The organism is Ruegeria sp. SCP10 (genome assembly GCF_040329495.1).
Lineage (GTDB): Bacteria > Pseudomonadota > Alphaproteobacteria > Rhodobacterales > Rhodobacteraceae > Ruegeria.
On the sequence record NZ_JBDZYF010000014.1, the window covers coordinates 1 to 23,144 of the forward strand.

The following is a 23,144-nucleotide window of genomic DNA, read 5'->3' on the forward strand; positions in this document are numbered from 1 at the left end:
CAACCTGCCGTAACTTCGAGACAATCTCTTCGGGCTTCGGTCGCTTGTTTGCCATTCGTGGTCCTCCGTTTCCTAAACATAGCGGTGGAACAGCTCAGTTGGGGAGGCTCAATAGCGTCCTTGGGAAGTTCGCAAACACATTTCTAACACTATGTTCTCTTGCTGACTTTTCCGCTGACGCGCAGGCTGCGTCGATCAAATCAGAACCCAGCAATGATCAATTGAATGAAACTATTGAAACAACGCCTGGAACCAAACCAGTTCAAGGTGGCAATTCAATTGGGTTGGGCGGCATACACTACAATATACAAATTGTATTGCCTGCGTCACGTGATCCAAAGGTTTTTGATGCGCTGTTTCGCAGCTTGAAGGAACATCTCATTGACTAGTCTTTCCGAACTCTATTCCGGCGTTTTTAAAGCGCTACTAACGGAGGAAGCGCTAGACCAAGCTGGGAGAATAAACAGGTCAAGAGTTGGCTTGGAGTACGACGAGATTTCCACTCTAACGTCGGTTAACTCTCTGGATGATAGCTTTGTGTCCGATGCTCTTCTAATGTCTGCTGTCTATGTTGTCGTCGCGGCATTCGAAAACTCTGTACGAGAATTTGTGGAGGCAACTCTGTTAGAGGAAGCGGGGGCAAATTGGTGGGACGACTGCGTTCCGAGTTCGATCCGAAAGGGTGCAGAAAAGAGACGTTACGAAGAGCAAAAGGTCAGGTGGCACACGCAGCGCGGCGAGAGCTTAATTCACTTCACAATGCTGCCAAATCTGTTCGCGATTATCAGGAATAACTTCGACAAATTCGAAGCTTCCGTGCACGACATCGACTGGGCAACTAGCATTTTCGAGACAATCGATAGATCGCGAAATGTAATTATGCACAGTGGAACGCTAGAAAGGAAAGACATCGCGCGTTTAGGTTCGTCTGTTCGAGACTGGACCCAGCAAGTTTCGACTTGAGAACTCGAAACACTGTTATGTGTTAGAAAAAGGACAGCCTTAGCCGTCCATCTTCAGCGCTGAAATAAACGCCTCCTGTGGAATATCCACCTTCCCGAACTGGCGCATCTTCTTCTTACCCGCCTTCTGCTTGTCCAGCAGTTTGCGTTTCCGCGTGGCGTCGCCTCCGTAGCATTTCGCGGTCACGTCCTTGCGCAGGGCCGAGAGGGTCTCGCGGGCGATAACCTTGCCGCCGATGGCGGCCTGGATCGGGATTTTGAACATGTGGCGCGGGATCAGGTCCTTGAGCTTTTCGCACATCGCCCGGCCCCGCATCTCAGCCCGGTCGCGGTGAACCATGGTTGACAGCGCGTCGACGGGCTCGTCATTCACCAGCACCGACATCTTGACCAGATTATCCTGCGTGTAGCCGGTCATCTGGTAGTCGAAGCTGGCATAGCCCTTGGTCACCGATTTCAGGCGGTCGTAGAAGTCGAAGACGACCTCGTTCAGCGGCAGGTCATAGACGACCATGGCGCGGGTGCCCGCATAGGTCAGGTCCAGCTGGATGCCGCGGCGGTCCTGGCAGAGTTTCAGCACGTCGCCTAGGTATTCGTCGGGCACCAGAATGGTCGCCTTAATGCGCGGTTCCTCGATATGGTCGACCTTGGAGGGGTCGGGCATGTCGGCGGGGTTGTGCAGCTCGATCATCTCGCCGTCTTTCATGTAGACGTGATAGATCACCGAGGGCGCGGTGGTGATGAGTTCGATATCGTATTCGCGTTCGATGCGGTCGCGGATAACCTCTAGGTGCAGCAGGCCCAGGAAGCCGCAGCGGAAGCCAAAGCCCAGCGCGGCCGAGGTTTCCATTTCAAAGCTGAAGCTGGCGTCGTTAAGCGCCAGTTTGTCGATCGCATCGCGCAAGTCTTCGAATTCGGAACTGTCGACCGGGAAGAGGCCACAGAACACCACCGGCTGCGCGGGTTTGAAGCCGTCCAGCGCGTCTTCGGTGCCGTTGCGGTCATTGGTGATCGTGTCACCGACGCGGGTGTCGCGGACCTGTTTGATCGAGGCGGTCAAAAAGCCGATCTCACCAGGGCCGAGGCTGTCGACCATCTCCATCTCAGGCCGGAAGACGCCGACGCGGTCGACATGGTGCAGGGTGCCGTTCGACATGAACTTGACCCGCATCCCCTTTTTCAGCGTGCCGTCCATGATGCGGACCAGAACGATGACGCCCAGATAGGCGTCGTACCACGAATCCACCAGCATCGCCTTGAGCGGCGCGTCCAGATTGCCCTGCGGCGCGGGCAGTTGCTGCACGATGGCCTCGAGCGTCTCGTGGATACCCTGCCCCGTCTTGGCGCTGACCTGAATGGCGTCGGTCGCATCGATGCCGATGACATCCTCGATCTGTTCGGCCACGCGGTCACAGTCGGACGCGGGCAGGTCGATCTTGTTCAGCACCGGCACGATTTCGTGGTCGGCGTCGATGGCTTGATAGACGTTGGCCAGCGTCTGCGCCTCAACCCCTTGGGTCGAGTCCACAACCAGAAGAGAGCCCTCGACCGCGCGCATGGACCGGCTGACCTCATAGGCAAAGTCCACGTGGCCGGGAGTGTCGATCAGGTTCAGCACATATTTCTCGCCATTGTCGGCGGTATAGTCGATGCGAACCGTGTTGGCCTTGATGGTGATGCCCCGCTCGCGCTCGATATCCATGCTGTCGAGCAGCTGTTCCTTCATGTCGCGATCCTTGACGGTTCCGGTCTCTTGGATGAGCCGGTCAGCAAGGGTGGATTTGCCATGGTCGATATGCGCGACGATGGAGAAATTGCGGATATGAGCGAGGTCTGTCATGGGTTGGGGATATGTAGAGGAATCGTGGGTTGGTCAAGGTGCTATACAATGACTGAGTTTGACGGAGGTGATCAAGTTCCAGAGCTTAGATTCAATATGCTTTTCGGCAATCAGGCAGCCAAGGAAACCATCCCCTATTTCATAGGTGAAAAACAATCTGTCTTGATGGCCCTAAACGTTCGAATTCTTCTTCGCTCGCTTCCTCGGATGTTCATTGCTTTGGTCGATAGAGACCCTCCAGATATCGATGCCATAATCCTTAGTGCATTTCGTGCCGCCATCTCGACAGCCGTCGGGTGCAAATATCCGAACTTCCTGTCGGACCGAGATGCAGTTTCGGAAGAATTATTGCAAATCAATTTGCACCAGCTTGATAGTGTCGTGCATATTGCAAATAGCTGTGCTCAGTTCTTTGGCGCGAACAGCGAAAGACGCGGCGCAGAGCTCGTTGCCGGCAGCATTGACGCTTCTCTATTGGCCTTTCCGGAAAACGAAGTTGTCAATCAGGTATTGGCAGATCAGGAGCATCAGGGACAAGGAACGACGGGTGAGCAAGTGTTTTATTCACCGCTTTTTTCCGTCTACGATCCCCCAGATAACTACAAAAGTGCGATGTGGTATTTCGACCAAGTACCTAACAATGGTCCATGGATATTTTGGCGAAGCTGGTATCAAGGTTACTTTGATGGGCAACCTTTGGATTGGGAACTCCAAAAACAGATTGCATTGATTCACAATAGTATCTGGAACGCTGGGCCGAATGCAGTAGCCGATGAAATCCGGCGAGTTCGAGCGCGTTTAAAGGTCGAATCTTCATTGGCTGAACTCGAGGTCAGCTTGGAGGTTAAGCGACTCGCACGCCACAGCATCGGTGGGAACAACCCTCCTGAGAGCATTCACGATGAGCGTTTGTCTGGCGCAATAACTTTGATCTGGGAAGCCACCGAAGAACTCTCAACTGCTTTGGAAGAGGAAAATCCTGCTCGCGAGTGGATTGAGGCAATCTTAAGCAAGCTCAAGTCAGGACTAACCAGCCTTCTCAAATGGTGTGCTGGCAAGGTCAATTTAGCTGTCGGCACCGTAATCGTTGTCGGCGCGACCAAGGGCACGACCGTCGTTGTGGATGCTTACATCTCCAAGCACCCAGAGAAGATTGAAGCTTTGATTGAAGCCTTGGAGCGTTGGCTGCCATTTCTCTCGTGACCGGTGCCGGGCTGAAGCCCGGCCTACAGGGTGCGGTGTTTCTGGCTCGTGTATTCACTTTTTCGCAACGTGTGATTGATCCCGATTCCACTTTGATTCATACTCTGCCGCAGACCGAGAGGGGCATAAGACCCCTCCGGGCAGGCAAAGAACGAGGCTCTAGCATGAAACAGTTCCTCCTCATCGCATTTTGTGCGGCATCGCTGACGGCGGTGGCTCCGGCAGCGGATGCGACACAGATCAAACGGGCGTGTTTGGCGTCGGACCGAGAGGCGGCGACGCGGGCGCGGTGCTCTTGCATCCAGCGCGTGGCGGATCAGGCGTTGACGCGTGGCGACCAGAAGACGGTTGCCAAGTGGTTCGAAGACCCCCATCAGGCGCAGGAATTGAAGATGTCGCAGACCGCGCGCGATGATGCGCTGTGGGATCGGTATCAGAACTTTGGCCAGATGGCGCAAGCGATCTGCAGCTAACCCCTGTCAGTCCTTGACCTGCCCCGCCCTGCGCCCCAGAAAAGGCGCAGCGAAAGGTATGTGCGATGGTGATGAAAGGGCTGACCCTGCGGGGCCTTGAGGTGTTTGAGGCTCTGGCACGGACCGGATCGGTGGCGCAGGCGGCCGAGATCACGGGGCTCAGCCAGCCCTCGGTTTCCCAGCAATTGCGCAATCTGGAAAAGGCTTTGGGCACTGATCTGGTCGATCACGGAAGGCGGCCAATGCGGCTGACGCAAGCCGGGCGCAGCTTTCTGACGCGCGCGCAGGCGGTTCTGGCCGAGCTGCAAATGGCCCAAAGCGAATTGACCGTGATGGATCTTGGGCATCTCACCACTTTGTCCATCGGCCTGATCGACGATTTCGACAATGACCTGACGCCTCGGCTAGCCACACTGCTGGCTGACAGCCTGACCCGATCCAAATTCAAGCTCATCACCCTGCCCAGTCTGGACCTGTTTGCCGAGTTAGAAGCCCAGCGCCTGCATCTGGCCGTTTCCGCCCATAGCGGCGAAGTGCTGGAAGGTGTCATTGAATACCCGTTGGTACAGGACCCGTTCATACTGGTCGCTCCGGCTGGCGCGGGTGATGCGCAGACCGTCGTGCAGGACCTGCCTTTTCTGCGCTACGCGCGTGAGCAACTGATCAGCCGCCAAATCGAAGGCCATCTGGCCCGTCAGCAGATTGACTATGAAGAACGGTTCGAGATCGGCTCGCACCTGGCGCTGATGGCCATGGTCGCACGCGGTCTGGGCTGGGCCATTACAACGCCTCTGGGCTATATGCGTGCGGCGCGTTTTCACGACGACATGCAGGCCCATCCCTGCCCGTTTGGCGCATTTGCCCGCACCATTTCATTGTTCACCCGAACGGACTGGTCCGATCAGGTGCCGCAGGAGGTGGCAGGCATGATGCGGCGCTTGATGCAAAGCCAGATCATTGACCCAGCGACGGCAAAACTGCCCTGGCTCAGTGATCAATTGAAGGTGCTAGACGACCCATCCAAGTGATCGACCAACCCGGCGACAGCAATCTCGATCAAATCCAACACCCCGTCAAAATCCCGCGTATAGTAAGGGTCAGGGACATGATCGGCACCGGCTTGGGGCGCGAACTCTGTCAACAGCCGAACGGGCGTGTCGTTTCCATCCGGCCTAAGGGCCTCGATGTTCGCGATGTTGTCGGCATCCATTCCTATGATCAGATCGAACTGATCAAAATCCTCAGCCACAAACTGCCTGGCGCGCAGACCGCCCAGTTCGACGTCACGGGCACTTGCAGAAGATTGCATAGGGCCATAAGGCGGGTTGCCAATATGCCAACCCGCAGTTCCAGCACTGTCGGCTGTGTGATGCGGGGCTTGGGCGCGAAACACACCCTCGGCCGCAGGTGACCGACAGATATTGCCCAAACAGACAAAGAGGATACGCTGTGTCATAAGCAATCTTCTATCGCGCAGAGGGCAAATGGAAAAGATCGTCATTCTCACCGGAGCAGGTATTTCCGCTGAAAGCGGGCTCAGCACTTTTCGGGATGAAGGCGGGCTATGGGCGCAACACAGGATCGAAGACGTCGCGACGCCCGAGGCGTTTGCCCGCAATCCGGCATTGGTTCAGGGCTTCTACAATGCCCGCAGGGTTCAGGCCGCCCAGGTACAACCCAATGCTGCGCATCAGGCCCTTGCCCAGCTACAACGAGACTGGCCGGGAGAGGTGGTGATCGTCACCCAAAACGTGGACAGTCTGCACGAGGCTGGCGGCGCTTCAGGAGTGATCCATATGCATGGTATCCTGTCTGGTGCATTATGTGCAGCTTGTGGCCATCGATGGACAGCACCTCCAGAAATGGCCCCTGACGAGCCCTGCCCGGCCTGCAACGCCCCGTCCGGGCGGCCTGATATCGTCTGGTTCGGCGAGATGCCCTATCATATGGAAGACATTTTCGATCATCTCACCACTGCTTCGATCTTTGCTGCAATCGGCACGTCTGGTGAGGTCTACCCCGCCGCTGCCTTTGTGCACGAAGCGCAGGCAGCCGGGGCCCACACGATTGAAATCAATCTTGAGCCGACAGGCGGTGGTTTCGATGAACGGTTGCTGGGCAAAGCAACCGAAACTGTACCAAGATGGGTTGATCGGTTGCTGATGGCAAAGACTTAAGACAACATGGGTGGCAAATTGCACGACCAAATGCATCACCTCCTTCAGAGGAAACCGCACCATGACAGATCAAGACCCAAAAACCGGTGAAATTCTCGAAGACGGCAGCATGGCCGACCGCGACCAGCTTAGCGCTCAGTTGTCCAGTCTTTGGTGGACCTTCTTAATTCGCGGCGTTTTGGCCGGGGCTGTTGGAATTGCCGCACTGTTCTGGCCCTCTGGCAGCATTGCCTTGCTGCTGCGTCTGGTTGGGGGCCTGCTGATCATTGATGGCGGGTTAACGCTGCTGGGCGTCGGACGCCGGGGCCTGTTGGGCGGCGCGGCCATTTGCGCAGTGCTGATCGGCCTAGTTTTGCTGATCTGGCCCGAGGGCACCGTGAAGCTGGCCTTCTTCCTGTTGGGGGCCTGGGCGCTGATTATTGGTATCGGCTCGCTGGCTGCGTCGCAGCAGATGAATGAGCGTGATCCGCAACGCGGTTCGATGCGCGGTTCGGGGATTGCGGCACTGATCGTGGGTCTGGTGTTGATAATCTGGCCCGCCATTGCGCTGGTCGCGCTGGGATGGGCGATTGCCTTTTCGGCGCTTGCTATTGCGGTTGTCATGTTCTGGCTGGCAAACCGTCTGCGCAGCGCCAACGACCGGATCGGCATGAAGACCATTCATCGCTAGGGACTAACACCTGCCACTATGCAAACAGGCCGGGCATTGCCCAGCCTGACGCATGGATGACGGCCGCGAAGCGGCCCGAAGACAGGCGTTGCTGCTAGTTCGAATGGGATCCGTGATCGTGACCATGCTTGTCCTGGCGCTCCAGATCCACTGGAACGTCAAGCACGACCTCTCCGGCCTGCTCGAACACCAGTGTGACGGGAACCGTGGCACCATGCTCGAATGGGGCTTTCAACCCCATCAGCATCACATGTGCACCACCGCGTTTGAGCATGTAGGTCTCGCCTGCCGGGATGATAAAGCCTTCCTCGACATGGACCATCTGAGCCACGCCGTCATCGTTGATCTTATGCGTATGCAACTCTACCCGGGCTGCGGCATCTGATGTTGCACTGATCAGGCGGTCATCCGTCTCGCCCTGGTTCTGGATCATCATGAACGCGGCGCCCGCTTTGGCGGCTTTGCCGGATGAACGGGCGTAGGCGTCGTCAACAACGATCTGGCTGTCAGCAAAGGCCGGAACGGCCAGAAGAACGGTTGCAAAAGTGGCGAACAGGTTAGATTTGAGGGACATTGTGCCTCTCCTTAAGTGTCTAGCGGTCTGAAAATCTGTGGTTGGGGTTAGACCGAGACAGGAGGTGCACGCGCGGGTGTGTCCGGGACAGGCGATGCGACAAGGTTGCCTTTACCGCGCAATGGCGTGGGAAGCCGATGCGCCGGGGCCTCAGGCTGCGCGGGTTGTGCATCCGCAACCGCCCCCAACAGGGTCAGCGCATAGTCGGGGCAATAATGTGGTGGGGCTGTAGGCTGTCCATTTGCGTCAACATAGACAACAACAGGGCCGTTTCCGGTACATAGGACCATCTGGCCCGTCGCCATATCCACGCCACGCGACGCCGCAATGCTCTGCCCGGTCAGAACCAGCAGCAGAGACAATATTACCGGCAAAAACTTATGAAACGCAGAGCTCATCCTGACCTGCATATAGGCCAGACAGATGAAACGCTTCAAGCGCCAAACGGTCGCGCTTGAAGCGTCTCTTAGTAATCCAGCCCAGGCCGTTTGACGACCCCCTTAGTCAGACTGGTATGGGAGCGATTCACCTGACGCTGAATACGCGTGCAGGCCAAAATTGCTTTTTTGAGAACGGTCGAAAGCAACAGGAAAATATAGAAACTCTTTAACGACATCACTCGGCCCCCACCCAAAGAATATAGTCAACATACGCCCTACATCTGCGCGCGTATGTGAACTGTTTCACGGTCGTTACAATTTATTTGAACTTTTTTGGGGCCCGAGCTGAATCGCAAAACGAAAAACCCCGCGCCAATCCGGTACGGGGTCATTCAAGCGGAATGTCTAAGAAGGTTACGCCGACGCTTGTGCCTTGGCGATTTCCTTTTTCACTTTCAATGCATTCGCAGACAGCTCTTCGTCCTTGGCTTTCGCCAGGAACGCATCCAGACCACCGCGGTGGTCGACAGAACGCAGCGCAGCCGCCGAGATACGCAGCTTAACGCCACGGCCCAGGGTTTCGGACTGCAGGGTGACATCGTTCAGATTCGGCAGAAAACGACGACGAGTTCTGTTTTTGGCGTGGCTGACATTGTTGCCAGTCATCGGGCCTTTTCCGGTCAGTTCGCAACGGCGCGACATGGTCTCTTCCTTTGTTTCTGGAGGCCGGGCAAAACGCCTGCGGCCAAATCACAAGGGGCGCAACCCGAAGTCGCGCCCGAAAACTGGTTGGATGCGTGTAGTGGGAATCGCAGGTAGGGTCAAGACAGGTAACGCGGAATATTTGCGCCCCCTATGCCTTCACCACATGCGAGTGTGTTCGGCGCATGCAACAGAGGTTTATCGTTCTTTATATGGCGCGAGATCAGTTGGGCCTGCTGTTTGCCCCGTGGGATCAGGCGCGCCGGGTCAGGGCTGTGATCGTGATCCGCCAGCTCCGGGAATATCTTGAATATCTCACGCCGCGCGGCGGCGCTGAGCGATTTCAACGCCTCGGGCCCGGTATACAAGCTCTCGGTTGGGGCGCCTTCGGCATAGATCACCTCATGCCGGTCAAACAGCAAGTGGAAATACTCGACCGATTGCACTTCATGATCCACATAGATACCCGGCACTGAGGTCAGCTTGATCGCCTGAATAAGAACGTCGGGCGCTCCGAACATGCGTTGCGCGACTTTGGATTGAACCAGCATCCGGTGCTGGCGCGAGACCAGCAAATCGCGGTTAGGCATCCCCTGTCCTAAGGCGCCTGCCACGATGCGCACCGGGCGCAGTTTGGGGTCCTGTTCAAGGTCTCGGGTTGTGAACGCCCGCCGCCCTGCCCAACGCACCGTTTGGGGTCCCAAGCCAACCGTCTGGACCCTGTCCCCGGCCGTGATCTTCTGGATCGGGCAATACCCACAATCCGTCGCGATCAGAGTATCGCGGGTAAAGCACGGAAACCCGGCACCATTTTCGAACCCTGTATACGTGACAATTGTTCCCGACGGCAGGGTAAACGACCCGCTGGACAGCGAATAGCTCGTGCCAGCCACAACCGTGATTGTGCCGAACGTACTGTCAGTGATCACGGTACCTTCGGGTAGGTTCAGCGTATCGGTACCACCGCCGCCTTCGACCGTACCTGACACACTGGTGCTTTGGAAATCCAGCGTATCGTTGCCATTCCCCAATGCGATGCTGCTGATGTCGGACCCACGGACAACGACGGTATCCGCGCCCCCTCCGGCATTCAGTGTTCCGACTGTGCTGCCGGTGATGGTAATGTCGTCACCACCCCCGTTGCCCCGTACAACTCCGATAACTGTGCTGTTCGTAACCGTGATCTGGTCGCTGCCACCACGGCCGCGAATGTTGTCAATCGGAGTACCCTGAGGCGTACCGTTCAACGTACCGTTGTCATCGGTAACGTCGATTATGTCATTGCCATTGGTACCCCTTATATTGGGCATTGTCCTCTATTCCCAAGCAACAGGCAGGTCTAAGATAGCAACCATTTACACGACCAGATCGGCATGATCCGATAAAATACGCAACCATAGTGCGATGAGACGCCGCGCGCATCAAGGCCCGGGCCAAAACACCCGAAGACTGATCAACTGGCGGCGAGTTTTGCCAACATATGCCGCGCTGCGGTCGTGGGGCTGAGCGTACCTTGACCCACCTCAGTGCTCAGCTCATCCATTTCCCGGCGCGCCTCGGGTGTGTCTAGACGGGCCAGCAGAGCATGCCGAACCTCTTGATCAAACCAGTAGCGGGCCTGCGCAGCTCGGTTTGTCTTCCAAAACCCGCTATCCCGCCGCCATTGGCTGAGCGACTGTATCTCTGCCCAGGCTTGGTCGAGGCCATGTTCTCCGATGGCTGAGACTGTCATCGCTTTGGGAAACCCCTCTGGGTCCTGCGGGCGCTTGCGTAACAGGCGCAGGGCACCGGCATAATCCGCGCAGGTGCGTGTCGCCGTCGCCTTCAGGTCACCATCGGCCTTATTGATAAGGATGATATCTGCCATCTCCATTATTCCGCGTTTGACGCCCTGCAACTCATCCCCGCCCGCCGGAGCAAGCAGCAGCAGGAACAGATCGGAGAGCTCGGACACCACGGTTTCCGACTGGCCGACGCCCACGGTTTCGATCAGCACGACATCATTTCCTGCCGCCTCACACAGCGCGATGGCTTCGCGCGTGCGACGGGCAACACCACCTAACTGGCTTTGGCTGGGTGAAGGTCGGATAAAGGCGTTTGGGTCACGGCTCAGACGTTCCATTCGGGTCTTGTCACCCAGGATTGATCCGCCCGACCGGGCCGAGCTTGGATCAACCGCAAGAACAGCAACGCGCAGGCCTTGCCCGGTCAACATCATGCCAAAGCTTTCTATGAAGGTGGATTTCCCAACGCCGGGTGTACCCGACAAACCAATCCGCAGAGATTGTCTGCCTGATTGCGCCAGATAACTCAGAAGCTCCGAGGCCTGCTCCCGATGATCTGCACGGATGCTTTCGACCAGCGTGATTGCGCGCGCCAGAGCTCGGCGTTCACCTTGCATGATCCTTTCACCCAATTCAGCTATGTCCATCCGCCCGGCCTCTTTTGGAGATTTGCCCTAAATGACGGTGCCGCGCCGTAATTGTCCAGAGCGCATCCAGTGTTTTGGCTGGGCCTTCTGGACGTTGACCGGTGCTTTGGCGATAAGGCGGTATGACACGACTGCCGATAGACGACGCGCTGCCCGACCTGATTTCAGCCCTTCGGGACCATGGGCGCGCCGTTCTCCAAGCCCCGCCCGGCGCGGGTAAAACAACCCGCGTTCCTCTGGCAATGCTAAAGGCCGGGCTGTGCACCGGCAAGATCGTAATGCTGGAACCCCGCCGTCTGGCCGCACGCGCTGCGGCTGAACGCATGGCCGAAACACTGGGTGAGCGCGCGGGTCAAACCGTCGGCTACAGGGTCCGTGGTGAGGCCAAAACCTCAAACGCCACACGGATTGAGGTCGTGACCGAAGGCATCCTGACCCGAATGATGCAATCTGACCCTGATCTTCCTGGTGTCGGGGCCGTGATCTTTGATGAGTTTCACGAACGATCCCTGAACGCGGATCTGGGTCTAGCGCTGTGCCTTGAGGTCGCCGGGGCGCTGCGCGATGACCTTATCCTGGTGGCGATGTCGGCCACGCTGGACGCTGAGCCGGTCGGGCGGTTGATGGAAGCCCCTCTCGTGACCTCGGAAGGGCGCAGCTATCCGGTTGAGACCCGCTGGCTGAACCGTCCGCTGGGCCCCAAGGCCAGACGGTTGGATGCGCTGATTGATCTGGTTGAAACAGCGGTGTTCGAAACGGAGCAGATCGGCGGCGGCATTCTGGTTTTCCTGCCCGGCGAAGGTGAAATCCGGCGGGCCGAAGCAGCGCTCAGCCAGCGCTTGCCAAAGACCTGCACATTGCGCCCCTTGTTTGGCGCCCTGCCCTTTGCCGCACAACGCGCAGCCATCGCACCGGTTGAGGCCGGACGCAAAATCGTGCTGGCAACGTCAATCGCAGAAACCTCGCTGACCATCCCCGACATCCGTGTGGTCGTGGATATGGGCCAAGCAAGGCGGGCGCGGTTCGATCCGGGCTCGGGCATGTCGCGGCTGGTGACCGAGCGTGTCACGCGGGCCGAAGCCACCCAGCGAACTGGCCGCGCGGGCCGCGTGGCCGAAGGGGTCTGCTATCGGTTGTGGTCAAAGGGCGAGGAAGGTGCCTTGCACTTCTATCCTCCCGCAGAAATCGAGGCGGCTGACCTGACCGTACTGGCGTTAGAGCTTGCCTTATGGGGTGCAGAAGCTGGTGATCTTGCGTTTCTGACCCCTCCACCTGATGGCACATTGGCCGAGGCGCGATCCCTGTTACGAATGCTTGGCGCGCTGGATGGCAAAGGGCGGATCACAGATCACGGGCGGCGTTTGGCATCCCTGCCCTTGCACCCACGTTTGGGCCATATGCTGGTTCGCGCCGGAACACAGTCAGCCCCGCTGGCCGCGTTACTGGCAGAACGAGATCCCCTTAAGGGCGCTCCGGTCGATCTGACCCTCAGGATGGCTGCGATACGCGATACACGCGCTTTTCAAAGGGAAAAGCCCTGGCAGGTCAATCCAAGCGTTGTGGATCGGATCAAGGGCGAAACGAAACGTCTGCGCGCGATGGTCCAACCTCAGGACGAAACCCTCAGCGCCGCAGCGATGGTGGCGCTCGCCTATCCCGACCGGATCGGGCAACGGCGCAAAGGGGATACACCACGCCATGTCCTGTCGGGCGGCAAAGGCGTGGTGCTGGGAAACGACGATACCCTGGCCAATGCGCCCTATCTTGTCGTGCTCGACACCGATGGGAACCCACGCGAAGCCCGCGTGCGGATGGCGGTTCAGATTTCCGAACGCGATATCCGCGATCAGTTCGCCGACCAACTGTGTTGGGTTGATACCTGCGCCTGGTCCAAGCGCGAACGGCGGGTGATCGCACGACAGCAGGAACGGCTTGGCGCGATCACCCTGAGCGACCGCCTGTGGAAAGACGTACCCGATGACACCGTGGCACAGGCTATGCTGGGCGGTGTGCGCGATCTGGGGCTGCGTCTGGAAGGCGCCGCCGCGCGTTTTGCCGCGCGGGTCGAACTGGTACGCGCCGATGGGATTGATCTGCCGGATTTTTCAATCGAAGGGCTGATGTCTTCTCTTGAAGACTGGCTATTGCCCATGCTGTCTGGCGTGCGCAGCGCCGAAGACTTGAAACGCTTTGACCTTCTACCCGCGCTCCGGGCGCGGCTGGATTGGGAACAGATGCAAGAGTTGGGCAAGCGCGCGCCTGGGTCTTTCATCACGCCATTGGGGCGCAAAGTGCCAATTGACTATGGCACCGACGTACCCGAAATCGCGGTTCGCCTGCAGGAGCTTTTCGGGGTTGCGCATCATCCCGTTGTCGCAGGCGCGCCGCTTAAGATCACCCTGCTGTCCCCTGCACAGCGCCCAATTCAGATCACGCGGGATTTGCCCGGGTTCTGGTCCGGGTCCTATGCGGATGTCCGCAAAGATATGCGGGCGCAGTATCCCAAACACCCCTGGCCCGAAGATCCAACGCAAGCAGACCCAACCTTGCGCGCCAAACGTCGCAAAAGCTGAGGCAGATCGGGGGCATCAACCACCAAATCCCACAAAAAGACACATATTTCCTTAAAAATGGGTAAAATATTAATCTTTTGGTCACGGATTTGTTGAAATATCCTGGCTCAATGGTTAACTGAACGGCCGAAGAATCGAGAAAAGCACCTGATATTTTGACTATGTCACATTGGTTTCGCAACATATGGGAAGAGGTCGCAAAACCCCTGTTTCTGCGCCCGCGCCGGGTGCAATTTGCAGCCCTGTGCACGCGACAAACCGATGCGGGCCCCGAGGTTCTGCTGATTACCAGCCGCGATACCGGGCGTTGGATAATTCCAAAAGGTTGGCCGATTGACGGGCTGGATGGCGCAGAAACCGCCGCGCAAGAAGCCTGGGAAGAGGCCGGTGTTGAAGCTGACATGGTTGAAAAGAACCCGTTCGGCCACTTCACCTACGACAAAATACTAAAAGACGGTTCTGCACAGCCGGTTCTGACAAGCGTCTATCGTGTTGCGGTGCGCGCGCTGGCCGATGAATTCCCCGAAATTGGCCAAAGAAAGCGCAACTGGGTTACCCCCAAAACGGCGGCGACTTTGGTCAGAGAGCCAGAATTGCAGGCATTGCTACTGAAGATCGAGTAGCACGTGTCGAAACCGGTAAGCACTCGCTGCCCTGTTATTGGGGAACCACTGGCACGTTAACACCGCGAGCTCTCGTATCGCGCGGCCGCGCATGGTGCTCAGTTGAAGGTCTTTATGGGGCTGATTAGTTTGGTCGCTTCGGAAATCCGGAGGGAGCATCGATCGTTCATGCTGCTGCGGAGACAATCCGGCAAAATAGATCGACGTTGGAAAACGCCCGCTGTTAGCGCCCGGGCAAATCCGCCAAGAACATCAAAGCACAGTCTTGTCCGGCCTGATCTATCTGCCTCCGATCACCTTTGCATCGGGCCGTATCTCCTGTGGGCGCATGGGTGGGGTGGGTCGCTGTTGGATCAAATCAGAGACTCGAGCACAAATTGGTGTATTCATGCCTGTTTGCTCTGCGAGGCGTTTAATCTCACCTTGAAGGCTATCGACTTCCGTTTTGCGACCCTGCATCAAATCATAGGCCATAGAAGTACGCGCGGTTGGGTCAATCGTCAGCATCTTCGACGCAACACGCATAAAGATCGGCGTTGGTAGACGCAGAATGAAAGGTGTCAGGCTGGCGGGTAACGGCGTAGTCGACGCGACCGGCTTGCTCGCAGCTTTCAGCACATTCAATGCCTCGGCCATCTGGTCGGCCATCAGGCAGCGCCATTGTCGATCCATCAACTGATCGACAAGTGTTAGTCCGGACAAGGCGTTTAGCGCATTGTTCAGATTGATGACCAGTTTGCCCCACTGGACCGCTTCGATCTGATCGCTTGCTGAGATTGGCAGATTAGGGCTGTTTAGGCGTTCAGCAAGGTTCCCAGGGCCGGTCTGAACTACGATGTCACCGGATGTGGCACAGTGGTAGGTTGCGGGTTCAATCGGGACCACATTAAACGGCACCATGCCCGCGCGCACGTCGTAGCCGGGCAATGCTTCGCGCAGGGTTTGGGCATTCTGCATCCCATTTTGCCAAGAAAGAACGGGCACCCCTTGTGCCGCATGAATGGCAATCAGACCTGCCATTTCAGGCGTGGCCCCTGATTTTACCGTCACGATGATCGCATCGGCACCACCGAGGCACTCGGGATCATCGCCTAGAGTCAGCTTCTGCGCGGGCAGATGGCGATGCAGCCCCGCGTAGTTGGTAACCGTCAAGCCCTGCTCTCGGATCGGTTCCAATACCCGAGACCGCCCAAGCAATGTGACCTCGTGACCGGCATCAGCCAGCAGCGCGCCGCAATAGCATCCGATACTGCCGGCCCCAGCAATGACAATCTTCATGGCGATCCCTCCGCTTTGGAAAGGATCACCGGGTTCTCAGCCCGGGACAAGCCCATCGCCCAATGACGTTGCGTTCACCGTGCAAGGCGGGGTTTGGTGCGTTCCAATTCCTCTGAAATCGGAATGAACTCCTGATCATCCCCGGGCGGCAGATGGAAGGCGCCATTGGCCCAATCTGCGGTTTTCCACTCGCGCGTTGCGGTTTCGATCTTTTCTTTAGACGAGGATACAAAGTTCCACCAGATGTACCGGTCCTCGTTCAATGTCGCGCCGCCCAACAGCATGAGCCGCGCGCCAACAGGCCCCGCAGTAACCGAAAGTTTGTCTCCCGGACGGAAAACCATCATACGCCCTGCGTCGAACCTGTCTCCGGCGATCTCAACCTGACCTTCGGTGACATATACGCCCCGATCTTCATGATCGTCAGGCAGCGGGAAGCCTGCGCCAGGATCGAGTTGCACATCCAGATAGAAGGTTTCAGACAGCATGGTCACCGGGCTTGTTTCGCCATAGGCTGAACCCAAGATCAGCCGCGCGCTGACCCCCGCATCCTGAATATGCGGTAACGCGCCCTGTTTGTGATGCTCGAAATCAGGGGCCATGTCTTCATGTTGTTCTGGCAGTGCGATCCAGGTCTGAATACCGAACAAACTGTTTCGCTTGCCTCGGGTCTCATCGCTCGTACGTTCTGAATGGGTTACGCCACGTCCGGCAACCATCCAGTTGACCTCACCCGGATAGATCATCTGGTGGGATCCCAGGCTGTCGCGGTGCTCGAACTCACCCTGATAAAGATAAGTCACGGTACCCAGCCCGATATGAGGGTGAGGGCGCACGTCAATCCCGCCTTCAGTAATAAATTCTGCGGGCCCCATTTGATCGAAGAAAATGAAAGGCCCAACAAGCTGCCGCTGAACCGAAGGGAGTGCGCGGCGCACTTCGAACCCGCCGAGGTCGCGTGCACGCGGGATGATCAAAGTGTCCAATGCCGGGTTTTCGGAAAGGCATTCGGGATTGTGGGTCGGATTCCAACTCATTCCTGTTCTCCCAGTCGGGCGGCCCGAGGGGCCATGTTGCGTTCGCGAATGTGAATATAGAGCGAAAAGTGCGCAGAAAAAGCGCATCAACGCACAGTTTGCGTGCAGGGAGATATCAGTATTCGCAACAGGCACCGAACCTCACAGAGGCGTGAGGGCAAAACCTTGCGATTCCCTTCGACGCGACCTCGGAATCGTCCTCGCATGTGCTATCTTTGGATATAGAGGCATTGAGCCAAGGGCTGCATTAGGTTCGACAGGAGAGTATCCATGACCCGCCTACTAATCACGCGCCGGAACCTGATCGCGACCGGAACCGCCGCATTAGCAGGCGGATTTACACCGGCACTGGCGGCTGGCGTTGCTCCTACACCATCGATGCGAGGTGGGTCGAACAATTATCACCCGGGCGCTCCGATCGTTGAGCGGATCGGTGGCGGAGGCTTTTGGATGACAGGCACGGTGCGTCGCGCAGGCGATGGGGCTCCCTTGCCCGGTCAACGCATCCAGATCTGGGCACATACCACCGAAGGGCACGAGCGCGATCCGCAAAGCCACGGTGCGACACTAACGGATGCAAATGGTGAGTTCCGGCTAGAAATGCCACAAATCGTTCCAGCCTTTGGTCAACCGCATGGTCACCTGGCCTATGACAGTGGCGCCTTTGAGACTGTGTTCCTGCGCCCCGTGATGTCCAGCTCTAAGGATAAAACGCTGGCTGCGCATTTCGTGTTGCAACCGATCTGACCCACGTGATCCTTAAAGTCGTACTCTGGGCGAGCCTGTTGGCCGCACTGGCCATTCCTTTGATGGTCGCTGGCTTCAGCCCTTTGCTGGCATGGCGCGACCCTGTCTACATTGCGGCTGGTTTTTCGGGGATCATCGGCCTAGGTCTTCTGTTGGTTCAGCCCCTGCTCGCCGCCAGAGACCTGCCTGGCCTGACCCCAATGACCAGCAGAAACCTGCATCGCTTGTTGGGCGTCACGCTGATCATCGCAATTCTGTTGCATGTCGGAGGTTTGTGGATCACCAGCCCGCCTGACGTTATTGATGCCCTGTTATTTGTATCACCGACGCCATTTTCAGCCTGGGGTGTTGTCGCGATGTGGGCCGCCTTTGGCGCCGCTGTGCTGGGCCTTTACCGAACGCGTCTACACCTTAGGTTTCGCATTTGGCGGCTTGGTCATGCGGGTCTCACAACCATCACTATTCTCGGCAGCGTGATCCATGCGATGCTGATCGAAGGCACCATGGGTATTATGAGCAAGGCCGCACTCTGCGTTCTGGTGGTTTTGGCGACCGCGCGGGCGCTCGCCAAATTGCGGGTATGGGATGTGAAGCGAAGGGCTTAGACGCCTAGACACCAGCGCATCACCGCCTTTTGCGCATGCAGGCGGTTTTCGGCCTCATCAAAGATGACCGAGTTTGGGCCGTCCATAACCTCGGATGTTGCTTCTTCTTCACGGTGTGCGGGCAGGCAATGCATGAACAGCGCATCCTGTTTCGCATGGGACATCAGTTCAGCGTTGACCTGATAAGGGCGAAGCAGGTTGTGGCGACGCTCTTTCGCGGACTGAGAATCATGCATGGACACCCAGGTATCCGCCACAATCAGGTCAGCCCCTTCAACAGCTTTATGTGGGTCGCGTTCGACGACGACCTTTGAGCCCCGCTGACGCGCAAAGCCCATGAACTCTTCCTCGGGGTCGAACTGGGCCGGGCCGGTGAAGGTGAAGTCAAATCCGAACTGTCCGGCAGCATGCAGGAACGAGGCGCAAACATTGTTGCCGTCCCCTGTCCAGACGACCTTTTTGCCTTTGATCGGTCCGCGATGTTCTTCGAAGGTCAGGACATCGGCCATGATCTGGCAGGGGTGGGTCCGGTCGGTAAGCCCGTTGATCACGGGCACGTCCGAATACTCGGCCATTTCGGTCAGAATGGTTTCGTCAAAGGTCCGGATCATGATCATATCCACATAGCGCGACAGAACGCGGGCGGTGTCGGCGATGGTTTCGCCATGGCCCAGCTGCATGTCCTTCCCTGACAGAACCATAGTCTGCCCGCCCATCTGGCGGACGCCTACATCAAAGGAAACACGCGTCCGGGTTGATGGTTTTTCAAAGATCAGCGCAACCATGCAGCCCTTGAGGGGCTGTTCATCATCCGGCGCGGCTTTGCGGCGACCCAAACGGGCCTGTTTCATTGCGCTGGCCTGATCGATCATCGCTCTAAGGGACGCGGTATCGGTTTTGTGGATATCAAGGAAATGGTTCATGACGTATCGCTTTTGGTTGTCGACGGACGGGGGCTCTGCCCCCGAACCCCCGAGGTATTTTTGAACAGAAGAAGGGTCAGGCGGTGGCAAGTTGGCCTTCGACCTGTGCGGCGGCCTTGTCGAGGCGGATCAGGGCTTCGGCGATGTCATCCTCGCTGAGGGTCAGGGGCGGTAGCAAGCGGATCACGTTGTCGGCGGCGGGCACAGTAATGACCCCGTTGTCATAACCTGCGTTGACGACGTCGATATTGGTCGCACTACATTTCAGGCCGAGCATCAGGCCGGATCCGCGCACCTCTTCAAAGACATCTGGATGTGCGGCAACCAGACCTTCGAGCTTCTGACGCATCAAGCCCGCTTTGCGGTTAACGCTTTCAAGAAATGCGGGCGTGGCAACCTGATCAATCACGGCGCAGCCAACGGCGCAACCCAGCGGGTTACCTCCGTAGGTGGAGCCATGAGTGCCTGCGGTCATGCCGCTGGCGGCCTCTTCTGTGGCCAGCACTGCGCCCAAAGGGAAGCCTCCGCCAATGCCTTTGGCGACCATCATGATATCCGGGGTGATGCCCGCCCATTCATGCGCGAAGAGTTTGCCAGTGCGGCCCACACCGCATTGCACCTCATCCAGAATCAGAAGCAGGCCATGGTCGTCGCAAATCTGGCGAAGGGCTTTGAGTTCAGCGTCGGGAACGGGACGGATGCCTCCTTCACCCTGAACTGGCTCGATCATGATTGCCGCTGTTTTTTCGGTGATGGCGTTGGTGACGCCGTCGAGGTCTCCGAACGTGAGATGCACAAAGCCGGGCAACAGAGGACCGAAGCCCTTGGTCATCTTCTCGGACCCGGCAGCGGCGATACCAGCCGAGGAGCGGCCATGGAACGAGCCATCAAAGGTGATGATCTCGACCTTCTCGGGCTGGCCTTTGTCATAGAAATACTTGCGGGCCATTTTTACGGCCAGTTCGCAGGACTCGGTGCCCGAGTTGGTGAAGAACACAGTGTGGGCGAAGGTATGTTCGACCAGCTTATCGGCCAGCGCCTGCTGCTGCGGGATTTGATAAAGGTTCGAGACATGCCAGAGCGCATGCGCCTGTTCTGTCAGCGCATTGACTAGCGCCGGATGCGCATGGCCCAGCGCGTTCACCGCGATCCCGGCACCGAGGTCCAGAAAACGTCGGCCATCCGCCTCAGTCAGCCAGGCGCCTTCGCCCTTCACAAACGTCAGGGGCGCACGGTTATAGGTCGGCAGAACGGACGGGATCATCGGATCATCCTTTTCAAGTAGCTTAAGCCCTGTGAGTGATACACGAGAGCCATGGTCGTCAACTGATTTGGTGGGGTTTGCGGCGCTTTGCACGGCGCAAAGAGATCAAACTGAGCGGTTACGCAGAAAAGCGTCGGCGTCGAAGGCGCAGGATATGTGCGGTTTTGATCATGCGGGCCGTATAGCGGCCCGTAGCGGTTCTGGAAACCCATAATTTGCGTCGCGCAAGAAATATTGCTCAGCATCGCTGCGCCTTGCAGTTACGTCTTGCCATTCTTGGCTCGCTGCCCCACCGGTAGACCATGTTCAAACCCAAGGATCAGAATCCGCCGCTGGCCGCCCTGCTGATTTTCGCCGCCAGTGCTTTTATTGCTGCAACGACCTTGTTGGCCAAGGCGTTGGGAACAGAAACGCTCGGCCCGCCGCTTCACCCAATGCAAATCAGCCATGGGCGATTTCTGTTTGCGTTTGTGGTGATAGTCAGCGCAGTAGGGATTCTGCGACCGCAGTTGCGGCGCCCCCATTGGGGGCTTCATATTGGTCGAACAAGCTTTGGCTGGCTTGGCATCACGCTGATGTTTGCCTCGGTCGCGTTCATTCCAATCGCTGATGCAACGGCAATTTCCTTTTTGAACCCCGTCTTTGCGATGGTGCTTGCAATTCCTTTGCTGAAAGAAGGTGTTGGACCATGGCGCTGGCTGGCTGCTGCTGTATCGCTGACAGGTGCGTTGATCCTGCTACGTCCAACCCCTGAGAGCTTTCAGCCCGCCGCATTGTTGGCCTTGGCGGCTGCCGCCGTAATAGGGATGGAACTGATTTTCATCAAAAAACTCTCAGGCAAGGAAATTCCCATCCAAATCCTACTGGTGAACAACGCGATGGGATTGGCCATTGCATCCTCTGCTGTCGTCTTCGTCTGGCAAATGCCTAACCCAGCACAATGGGCTGCGCTAATTGGAATCGGTGTGTTGATGGCCTGTGCCCAAGCCTGTTTCGTGAATGGTATGGCGCGTGCGGATGCCTCATTCGTGGCGCCGATCAGCTATGCAACACTGATCTTTGCAGCGATCTATGATTTTGCCGTGTTTCGCGTCGTGCCAGATCCGGTCAGCATCATCGGCTCGTCCATCATCATTGCCGGAGCGTTGATACTGGTCTGGCGCGAAGCGCGGCAGCGTCAGGCCTTGAGCCGGTAACCCTTGCGCAACATCCGCCATGTCATCGTACAGACCAGCAGAATTGCCAGGCTGCACACAATGCCCCCCAAAACGGGAGAACTGTCCGACACACCGATCATGCCATATCGCAACCCGTCGATCAGATAGAAAACCGGGTTTACATGGCTGATCGCGTTCAGAACCGGAGGTAGGGCATCGACGGAATAGAATGTGCCCGACAAAAACGCCAAAGGTGTAACAATGAAATTGGTTATCGCAGCCATCTGATCAAACTTGTTGGCAAAGATACCGGCAAACAGACCCAACGCACCCATGAAAGCGCCTCCGAGAAGCACAAAGACCAGTGTGACCAAGGGATTCTGCGGAGTGATCGACAGGAACACCCAAAAGGCCAGGGCCACAACGCAGGCGATCAACGCGCCCCGCGCGATCCCACCTGCCAGGTAACCCAGCAAAATCTCAAGCGGTGATAGGGGCGGCATCAACGTATCAACGATGTTGCCTTGCACTTTGGCGATCACCATCGAAGAAGACGTATTGGCAAAGGCGTTTTGAATCACTGTCATCATCATGATGCCCGGTGCAAGGAAGGTCAGGAATGGCACACCCATCACATCCGGCCTGCTGGGACCGATGGCGATTGTAAAAATCAGCAGAAACAAACCAGCCGTTACCAAAGGGGCTAGCAGAGTTTGCGTCCAGACCGCCAGAAAGCGCAGAGTTTCGCGCTGCGCCAGCGTATAAAGACCCATCCAATTCACCGCACCGAACCGGCGCGTGCCCTGATCCACAAGATTCTGCATGTCTGCCCCATAGCTGATTCGATGACCGCTTGTAACTCGGCCCGCAGTGATTAGAATAGGGCGCTGAAACGAATTCCCAAGGCGGCCCGAATCCGGGGCCGCTTTCCGCTTTTGAAAGGCAAATGATGTCCTGGACTGACGAGCGTGTAGAGCTGCTGAAGAAGATGTGGGGCGAGGGCCAGTCGGCCAGCCAGATCGCAAAAGAATTGGGCGGCGTAACCCGCAACGCCGTGATCGGCAAGGTACACCGTTTGGGCCTGTCAAACCGCGCAACTGGCGCGGCTCCGGCGAAATCCGAGCCTAAGGAAAAGCCTGCCCCCTCACCCAAGGTCGAGGCGAAGCCCAAACCTGCACCAAAGACTGAACCCGCTCGCCCAGCGCCAGCGCCTGCAGCCGAGTCAAAACCTGCGGTTCCCGCCCGCCGGCAGATCATCCCGGCCGGCCAACCGTTGCCGCCGCAGCCTTCGGCCAATGAAATCAGCCCCGAGGCATTGGCCAAGGTCAACGAGGTTGAGAAGAAGGCCAAGAAGCTGACGCTGATGGAACTGACCGAAAAAACCTGCAAATGGCCCGTGGGAGACCCGGCAACCGATGATTTCTGGTTCTGCGGTCTGCCGGTTGAGCCCGGAAAACCCTATTGCGAGGCACATGTAGGCGTGGCGTTCCAGCCCATGAGCTCACGCCGCGACCGGCGGCGTTAG

Annotated in this window: 25 protein-coding genes; 13 read left to right on the forward strand and 12 right to left on the reverse strand. The window is 57.5% G+C overall.

Annotation, left to right across the window (positions count from 1 at the left end; genetic code table 11):
* The coding region (locus ABLN87_RS19920) for a hypothetical protein (protein ID WP_353013605.1) at positions 1–389 on the forward strand (389 nt) is incomplete at its 5' end.
* Positions 390–555: 166 nt separating this feature from the next.
* Entirely contained in the window at positions 556–963 is a 408-nt protein-coding gene (locus ABLN87_RS19925; RefSeq protein WP_353013747.1) for a Swt1 family HEPN domain-containing protein, read from the forward strand.
* Positions 964–1,002: 39 nt separating this feature from the next.
* Here ABLN87_RS19925 and lepA read toward each other — a convergent pair whose 3' ends face one another.
* Complete coding sequence (gene lepA, locus ABLN87_RS19930; RefSeq protein WP_353013607.1) at positions 1,003–2,802, reverse strand: translation elongation factor 4; 1,800 nt, start codon at positions 2,800–2,802, stop codon at positions 1,003–1,005.
* Between the two features lie 48 nt (positions 2,803–2,850).
* On the opposite strand from lepA, the gene ABLN87_RS19935 reads away from it, so the two are divergent.
* The 3 genes from ABLN87_RS19935 (at position 2,851) to ABLN87_RS19945 (ending at position 5,506) form a co-directional block, all read left to right on the forward strand.
* Positions 2,851–4,005 (forward strand): hypothetical protein, encoded by a 1,155-nt coding sequence (locus ABLN87_RS19935; protein WP_353013609.1) that lies wholly within the window; start codon positions 2,851–2,853, stop codon positions 4,003–4,005.
* A gap of 164 nt (positions 4,006–4,169) precedes the next feature.
* Positions 4,170–4,478, forward strand: a complete 309-nt coding sequence (locus tag ABLN87_RS19940; protein ID WP_353013611.1) for a hypothetical protein — start codon at positions 4,170–4,172, stop codon at positions 4,476–4,478.
* A gap of 65 nt (positions 4,479–4,543) precedes the next feature.
* Positions 4,544–5,506: a LysR family transcriptional regulator gene (locus ABLN87_RS19945; protein ID WP_353013613.1), complete on the forward strand. Its 963-nt coding sequence runs from the start codon at positions 4,544–4,546 to the stop codon at positions 5,504–5,506.
* Here the strand turns inward: ABLN87_RS19945 and ABLN87_RS19950 are convergent.
* On the reverse strand, positions 5,473–5,934 hold the full coding sequence (locus ABLN87_RS19950; protein WP_353013615.1) for a low molecular weight protein-tyrosine-phosphatase: 462 nt from the start codon (positions 5,932–5,934) through the stop codon (positions 5,473–5,475). The two genes, ABLN87_RS19945 and ABLN87_RS19950, sit on opposite strands and share 34 nt — an antisense overlap.
* Before the next feature lie 28 nt (positions 5,935–5,962).
* Between ABLN87_RS19950 and ABLN87_RS19955 the strand changes: the two genes are divergently transcribed.
* Both ABLN87_RS19955 and ABLN87_RS19960 read left to right on the forward strand, forming a co-directional pair.
* Positions 5,963–6,655 (forward strand): NAD-dependent deacylase, encoded by a 693-nt coding sequence (locus ABLN87_RS19955; protein WP_353013617.1) that lies wholly within the window; start codon positions 5,963–5,965, stop codon positions 6,653–6,655.
* 61 nt (positions 6,656–6,716) lie between these two features.
* The gene (locus ABLN87_RS19960; RefSeq protein ID WP_353013619.1) at positions 6,717–7,325 is read left to right on the forward strand and encodes an HdeD family acid-resistance protein; all 609 of its coding nucleotides are present in this window, start codon (positions 6,717–6,719) and stop codon (positions 7,323–7,325) included.
* Positions 7,326–7,419: 94 nt separating this feature from the next.
* Here ABLN87_RS19960 and ABLN87_RS19965 read toward each other — a convergent pair whose 3' ends face one another.
* The 5 genes from ABLN87_RS19965 to meaB form a co-directional block, all read right to left on the reverse strand.
* The gene (locus tag ABLN87_RS19965) at positions 7,420–7,899 is read right to left on the reverse strand and encodes a copper chaperone PCu(A)C (protein ID WP_353013621.1); all 480 of its coding nucleotides are present in this window, start codon (positions 7,897–7,899) and stop codon (positions 7,420–7,422) included.
* A gap of 47 nt (positions 7,900–7,946) precedes the next feature.
* Positions 7,947–8,297, reverse strand: a complete 351-nt coding sequence (locus tag ABLN87_RS19970; protein ID WP_353013623.1) for a hypothetical protein — start codon at positions 8,295–8,297, stop codon at positions 7,947–7,949.
* A 396-nt stretch (positions 8,298–8,693) separates the two neighbouring features.
* A complete protein-coding gene (rpmB, locus tag ABLN87_RS19975) occupies positions 8,694–8,981 on the reverse strand; it encodes a 50S ribosomal protein L28 (RefSeq protein ID WP_039532366.1) in 288 nt (95 codons plus the stop codon).
* A 119-nt stretch (positions 8,982–9,100) separates the two neighbouring features.
* Positions 9,101–10,291, reverse strand: a complete 1,191-nt coding sequence (locus ABLN87_RS19980) for a Hint domain-containing protein (protein ID WP_353013625.1) — start codon at positions 10,289–10,291, stop codon at positions 9,101–9,103.
* Positions 10,292–10,434: 143 nt separating this feature from the next.
* The gene (gene meaB, locus ABLN87_RS19985) at positions 10,435–11,412 is read right to left on the reverse strand and encodes a methylmalonyl Co-A mutase-associated GTPase MeaB (protein ID WP_353013627.1); all 978 of its coding nucleotides are present in this window, start codon (positions 11,410–11,412) and stop codon (positions 10,435–10,437) included.
* Positions 11,413–11,534: 122 nt separating this feature from the next.
* Here meaB and hrpB point away from each other — a divergent pair, with 122 nt between their 5' ends.
* Positions 11,535–13,985, forward strand: coding sequence for an ATP-dependent helicase HrpB (gene hrpB, locus ABLN87_RS19990; protein WP_353013629.1), 2,451 nt, complete (start codon positions 11,535–11,537; stop codon positions 13,983–13,985).
* 161 nt (positions 13,986–14,146) lie between these two features.
* Positions 14,147–14,608 (forward strand): NUDIX hydrolase, encoded by a 462-nt coding sequence (locus ABLN87_RS19995; RefSeq protein ID WP_353013631.1) that lies wholly within the window; start codon positions 14,147–14,149, stop codon positions 14,606–14,608.
* Between the two features lie 279 nt (positions 14,609–14,887).
* Here the strand turns inward: ABLN87_RS19995 and ABLN87_RS20000 are convergent, their stop codons facing one another.
* Together ABLN87_RS20000 and ABLN87_RS20005 are read right to left on the reverse strand one after the other, a co-directional pair.
* Positions 14,888–15,886, reverse strand: coding sequence for a 2-dehydropantoate 2-reductase (locus ABLN87_RS20000; protein ID WP_353013633.1), 999 nt, complete (start codon positions 15,884–15,886; stop codon positions 14,888–14,890).
* A gap of 74 nt (positions 15,887–15,960) precedes the next feature.
* Positions 15,961–16,923: a pirin family protein gene (locus ABLN87_RS20005; protein ID WP_353013635.1), complete on the reverse strand. Its 963-nt coding sequence runs from the start codon at positions 16,921–16,923 to the stop codon at positions 15,961–15,963.
* Between the two features lie 270 nt (positions 16,924–17,193).
* Between ABLN87_RS20005 and ABLN87_RS20010 the strand changes: the two genes are divergently transcribed.
* Together ABLN87_RS20010 and ABLN87_RS20015 are read left to right on the forward strand one after the other, a co-directional pair.
* Positions 17,194–17,670 (forward strand): twin-arginine translocation pathway signal, encoded by a 477-nt coding sequence (locus tag ABLN87_RS20010; RefSeq protein ID WP_353013637.1) that lies wholly within the window; start codon positions 17,194–17,196, stop codon positions 17,668–17,670.
* A gap of 8 nt (positions 17,671–17,678) precedes the next feature.
* The gene (locus ABLN87_RS20015; protein WP_417750411.1) at positions 17,679–18,275 is read left to right on the forward strand and encodes a ferric reductase-like transmembrane domain-containing protein; all 597 of its coding nucleotides are present in this window, start codon (positions 17,679–17,681) and stop codon (positions 18,273–18,275) included.
* Here the strand turns inward: ABLN87_RS20015 and argF are convergent.
* On the reverse strand, positions 18,272–19,198 hold the full coding sequence (gene argF, locus ABLN87_RS20020) for an ornithine carbamoyltransferase (RefSeq protein ID WP_353013640.1): 927 nt from the start codon (positions 19,196–19,198) through the stop codon (positions 18,272–18,274). The genes ABLN87_RS20015 and argF overlap by 4 nt on opposite strands.
* Before the next feature lie 76 nt (positions 19,199–19,274).
* Positions 19,275–20,462: an aspartate aminotransferase family protein gene (locus ABLN87_RS20025; protein ID WP_353013642.1), complete on the reverse strand. Its 1,188-nt coding sequence runs from the start codon at positions 20,460–20,462 to the stop codon at positions 19,275–19,277.
* A gap of 302 nt (positions 20,463–20,764) precedes the next feature.
* Between ABLN87_RS20025 and ABLN87_RS20030 the strand changes: the two genes are divergently transcribed.
* Positions 20,765–21,658 carry a DMT family transporter gene (locus ABLN87_RS20030; protein ID WP_353013644.1) on the forward strand — a complete coding sequence of 298 codons (894 nt, stop codon included), beginning with the start codon at positions 20,765–20,767 and terminating at the stop codon, positions 21,656–21,658.
* Here ABLN87_RS20030 and ABLN87_RS20035 read toward each other — a convergent pair.
* Complete coding sequence (locus ABLN87_RS20035) at positions 21,640–22,443, reverse strand: ABC transporter permease (protein ID WP_353013645.1); 804 nt, start codon at positions 22,441–22,443, stop codon at positions 21,640–21,642. The genes ABLN87_RS20030 and ABLN87_RS20035 overlap by 19 nt on opposite strands.
* Before the next feature lie 125 nt (positions 22,444–22,568).
* Between ABLN87_RS20035 and ABLN87_RS20040 the strand changes: the two genes are divergently transcribed.
* Positions 22,569–23,144 carry a GcrA family cell cycle regulator gene (locus tag ABLN87_RS20040; protein ID WP_353013647.1) on the forward strand — a complete coding sequence of 192 codons (576 nt, stop codon included), beginning with the start codon at positions 22,569–22,571 and terminating at the stop codon, positions 23,142–23,144.

Coding starts and splice junctions, on each gene's coding strand:
- ABLN87_RS19935 (WP_353013609.1), top strand. CDS start 2,851: ATGACTGAGTTTGACGGAGGTGATCAAGTTCCAGAGCTTAGATTCAAT.
- hrpB (WP_353013629.1), top strand. CDS start 11,535: ATGACACGACTGCCGATAGACGACGCGCTGCCCGACCTGATTTCAGCC.
- ABLN87_RS19995 (WP_353013631.1), top strand. CDS start 14,147: ATGTCACATTGGTTTCGCAACATATGGGAAGAGGTCGCAAAACCCCTG.
- ABLN87_RS19925 (WP_353013747.1), top strand. CDS start 556: ATGTCTGCTGTCTATGTTGTCGTCGCGGCATTCGAAAACTCTGTACGA.
- ABLN87_RS20010 (WP_353013637.1), top strand. CDS start 17,194: ATGACCCGCCTACTAATCACGCGCCGGAACCTGATCGCGACCGGAACC.
- argF (WP_353013640.1), bottom strand. CDS start 19,198: ATGAACCATTTCCTTGATATCCACAAAACCGATACCGCGTCCCTTAGA.
- ABLN87_RS19950 (WP_353013615.1), bottom strand. CDS start 5,934: ATGACACAGCGTATCCTCTTTGTCTGTTTGGGCAATATCTGTCGGTCA.
- meaB (WP_353013627.1), bottom strand. CDS start 11,412: ATGGACATAGCTGAATTGGGTGAAAGGATCATGCAAGGTGAACGCCGA.
- ABLN87_RS20030 (WP_353013644.1), top strand. CDS start 20,765: ATGTTCAAACCCAAGGATCAGAATCCGCCGCTGGCCGCCCTGCTGATT.
- ABLN87_RS19970 (WP_353013623.1), bottom strand. CDS start 8,297: ATGAGCTCTGCGTTTCATAAGTTTTTGCCGGTAATATTGTCTCTGCTG.
- ABLN87_RS20035 (WP_353013645.1), bottom strand. CDS start 22,443: ATGCAGAATCTTGTGGATCAGGGCACGCGCCGGTTCGGTGCGGTGAAT.
- lepA (WP_353013607.1), bottom strand. CDS start 2,802: ATGACAGACCTCGCTCATATCCGCAATTTCTCCATCGTCGCGCATATC.
- ABLN87_RS19940 (WP_353013611.1), top strand. CDS start 4,170: ATGAAACAGTTCCTCCTCATCGCATTTTGTGCGGCATCGCTGACGGCG.
- ABLN87_RS20000 (WP_353013633.1), bottom strand. CDS start 15,886: ATGAAGATTGTCATTGCTGGGGCCGGCAGTATCGGATGCTATTGCGGC.
- ABLN87_RS19960 (WP_353013619.1), top strand. CDS start 6,717: ATGACAGATCAAGACCCAAAAACCGGTGAAATTCTCGAAGACGGCAGC.
- ABLN87_RS20040 (WP_353013647.1), top strand. CDS start 22,569: ATGTCCTGGACTGACGAGCGTGTAGAGCTGCTGAAGAAGATGTGGGGC.
- rpmB (WP_039532366.1), bottom strand. CDS start 8,981: ATGTCGCGCCGTTGCGAACTGACCGGAAAAGGCCCGATGACTGGCAAC.
- ABLN87_RS19955 (WP_353013617.1), top strand. CDS start 5,963: ATGGAAAAGATCGTCATTCTCACCGGAGCAGGTATTTCCGCTGAAAGC.
- ABLN87_RS20005 (WP_353013635.1), bottom strand. CDS start 16,923: ATGAGTTGGAATCCGACCCACAATCCCGAATGCCTTTCCGAAAACCCG.
- ABLN87_RS19945 (WP_353013613.1), top strand. CDS start 4,544: ATGGTGATGAAAGGGCTGACCCTGCGGGGCCTTGAGGTGTTTGAGGCT.
- ABLN87_RS19965 (WP_353013621.1), bottom strand. CDS start 7,899: ATGTCCCTCAAATCTAACCTGTTCGCCACTTTTGCAACCGTTCTTCTG.
- ABLN87_RS20025 (WP_353013642.1), bottom strand. CDS start 20,462: ATGATCCCGTCCGTTCTGCCGACCTATAACCGTGCGCCCCTGACGTTT.
- ABLN87_RS19980 (WP_353013625.1), bottom strand. CDS start 10,291: ATGCCCAATATAAGGGGTACCAATGGCAATGACATAATCGACGTTACC.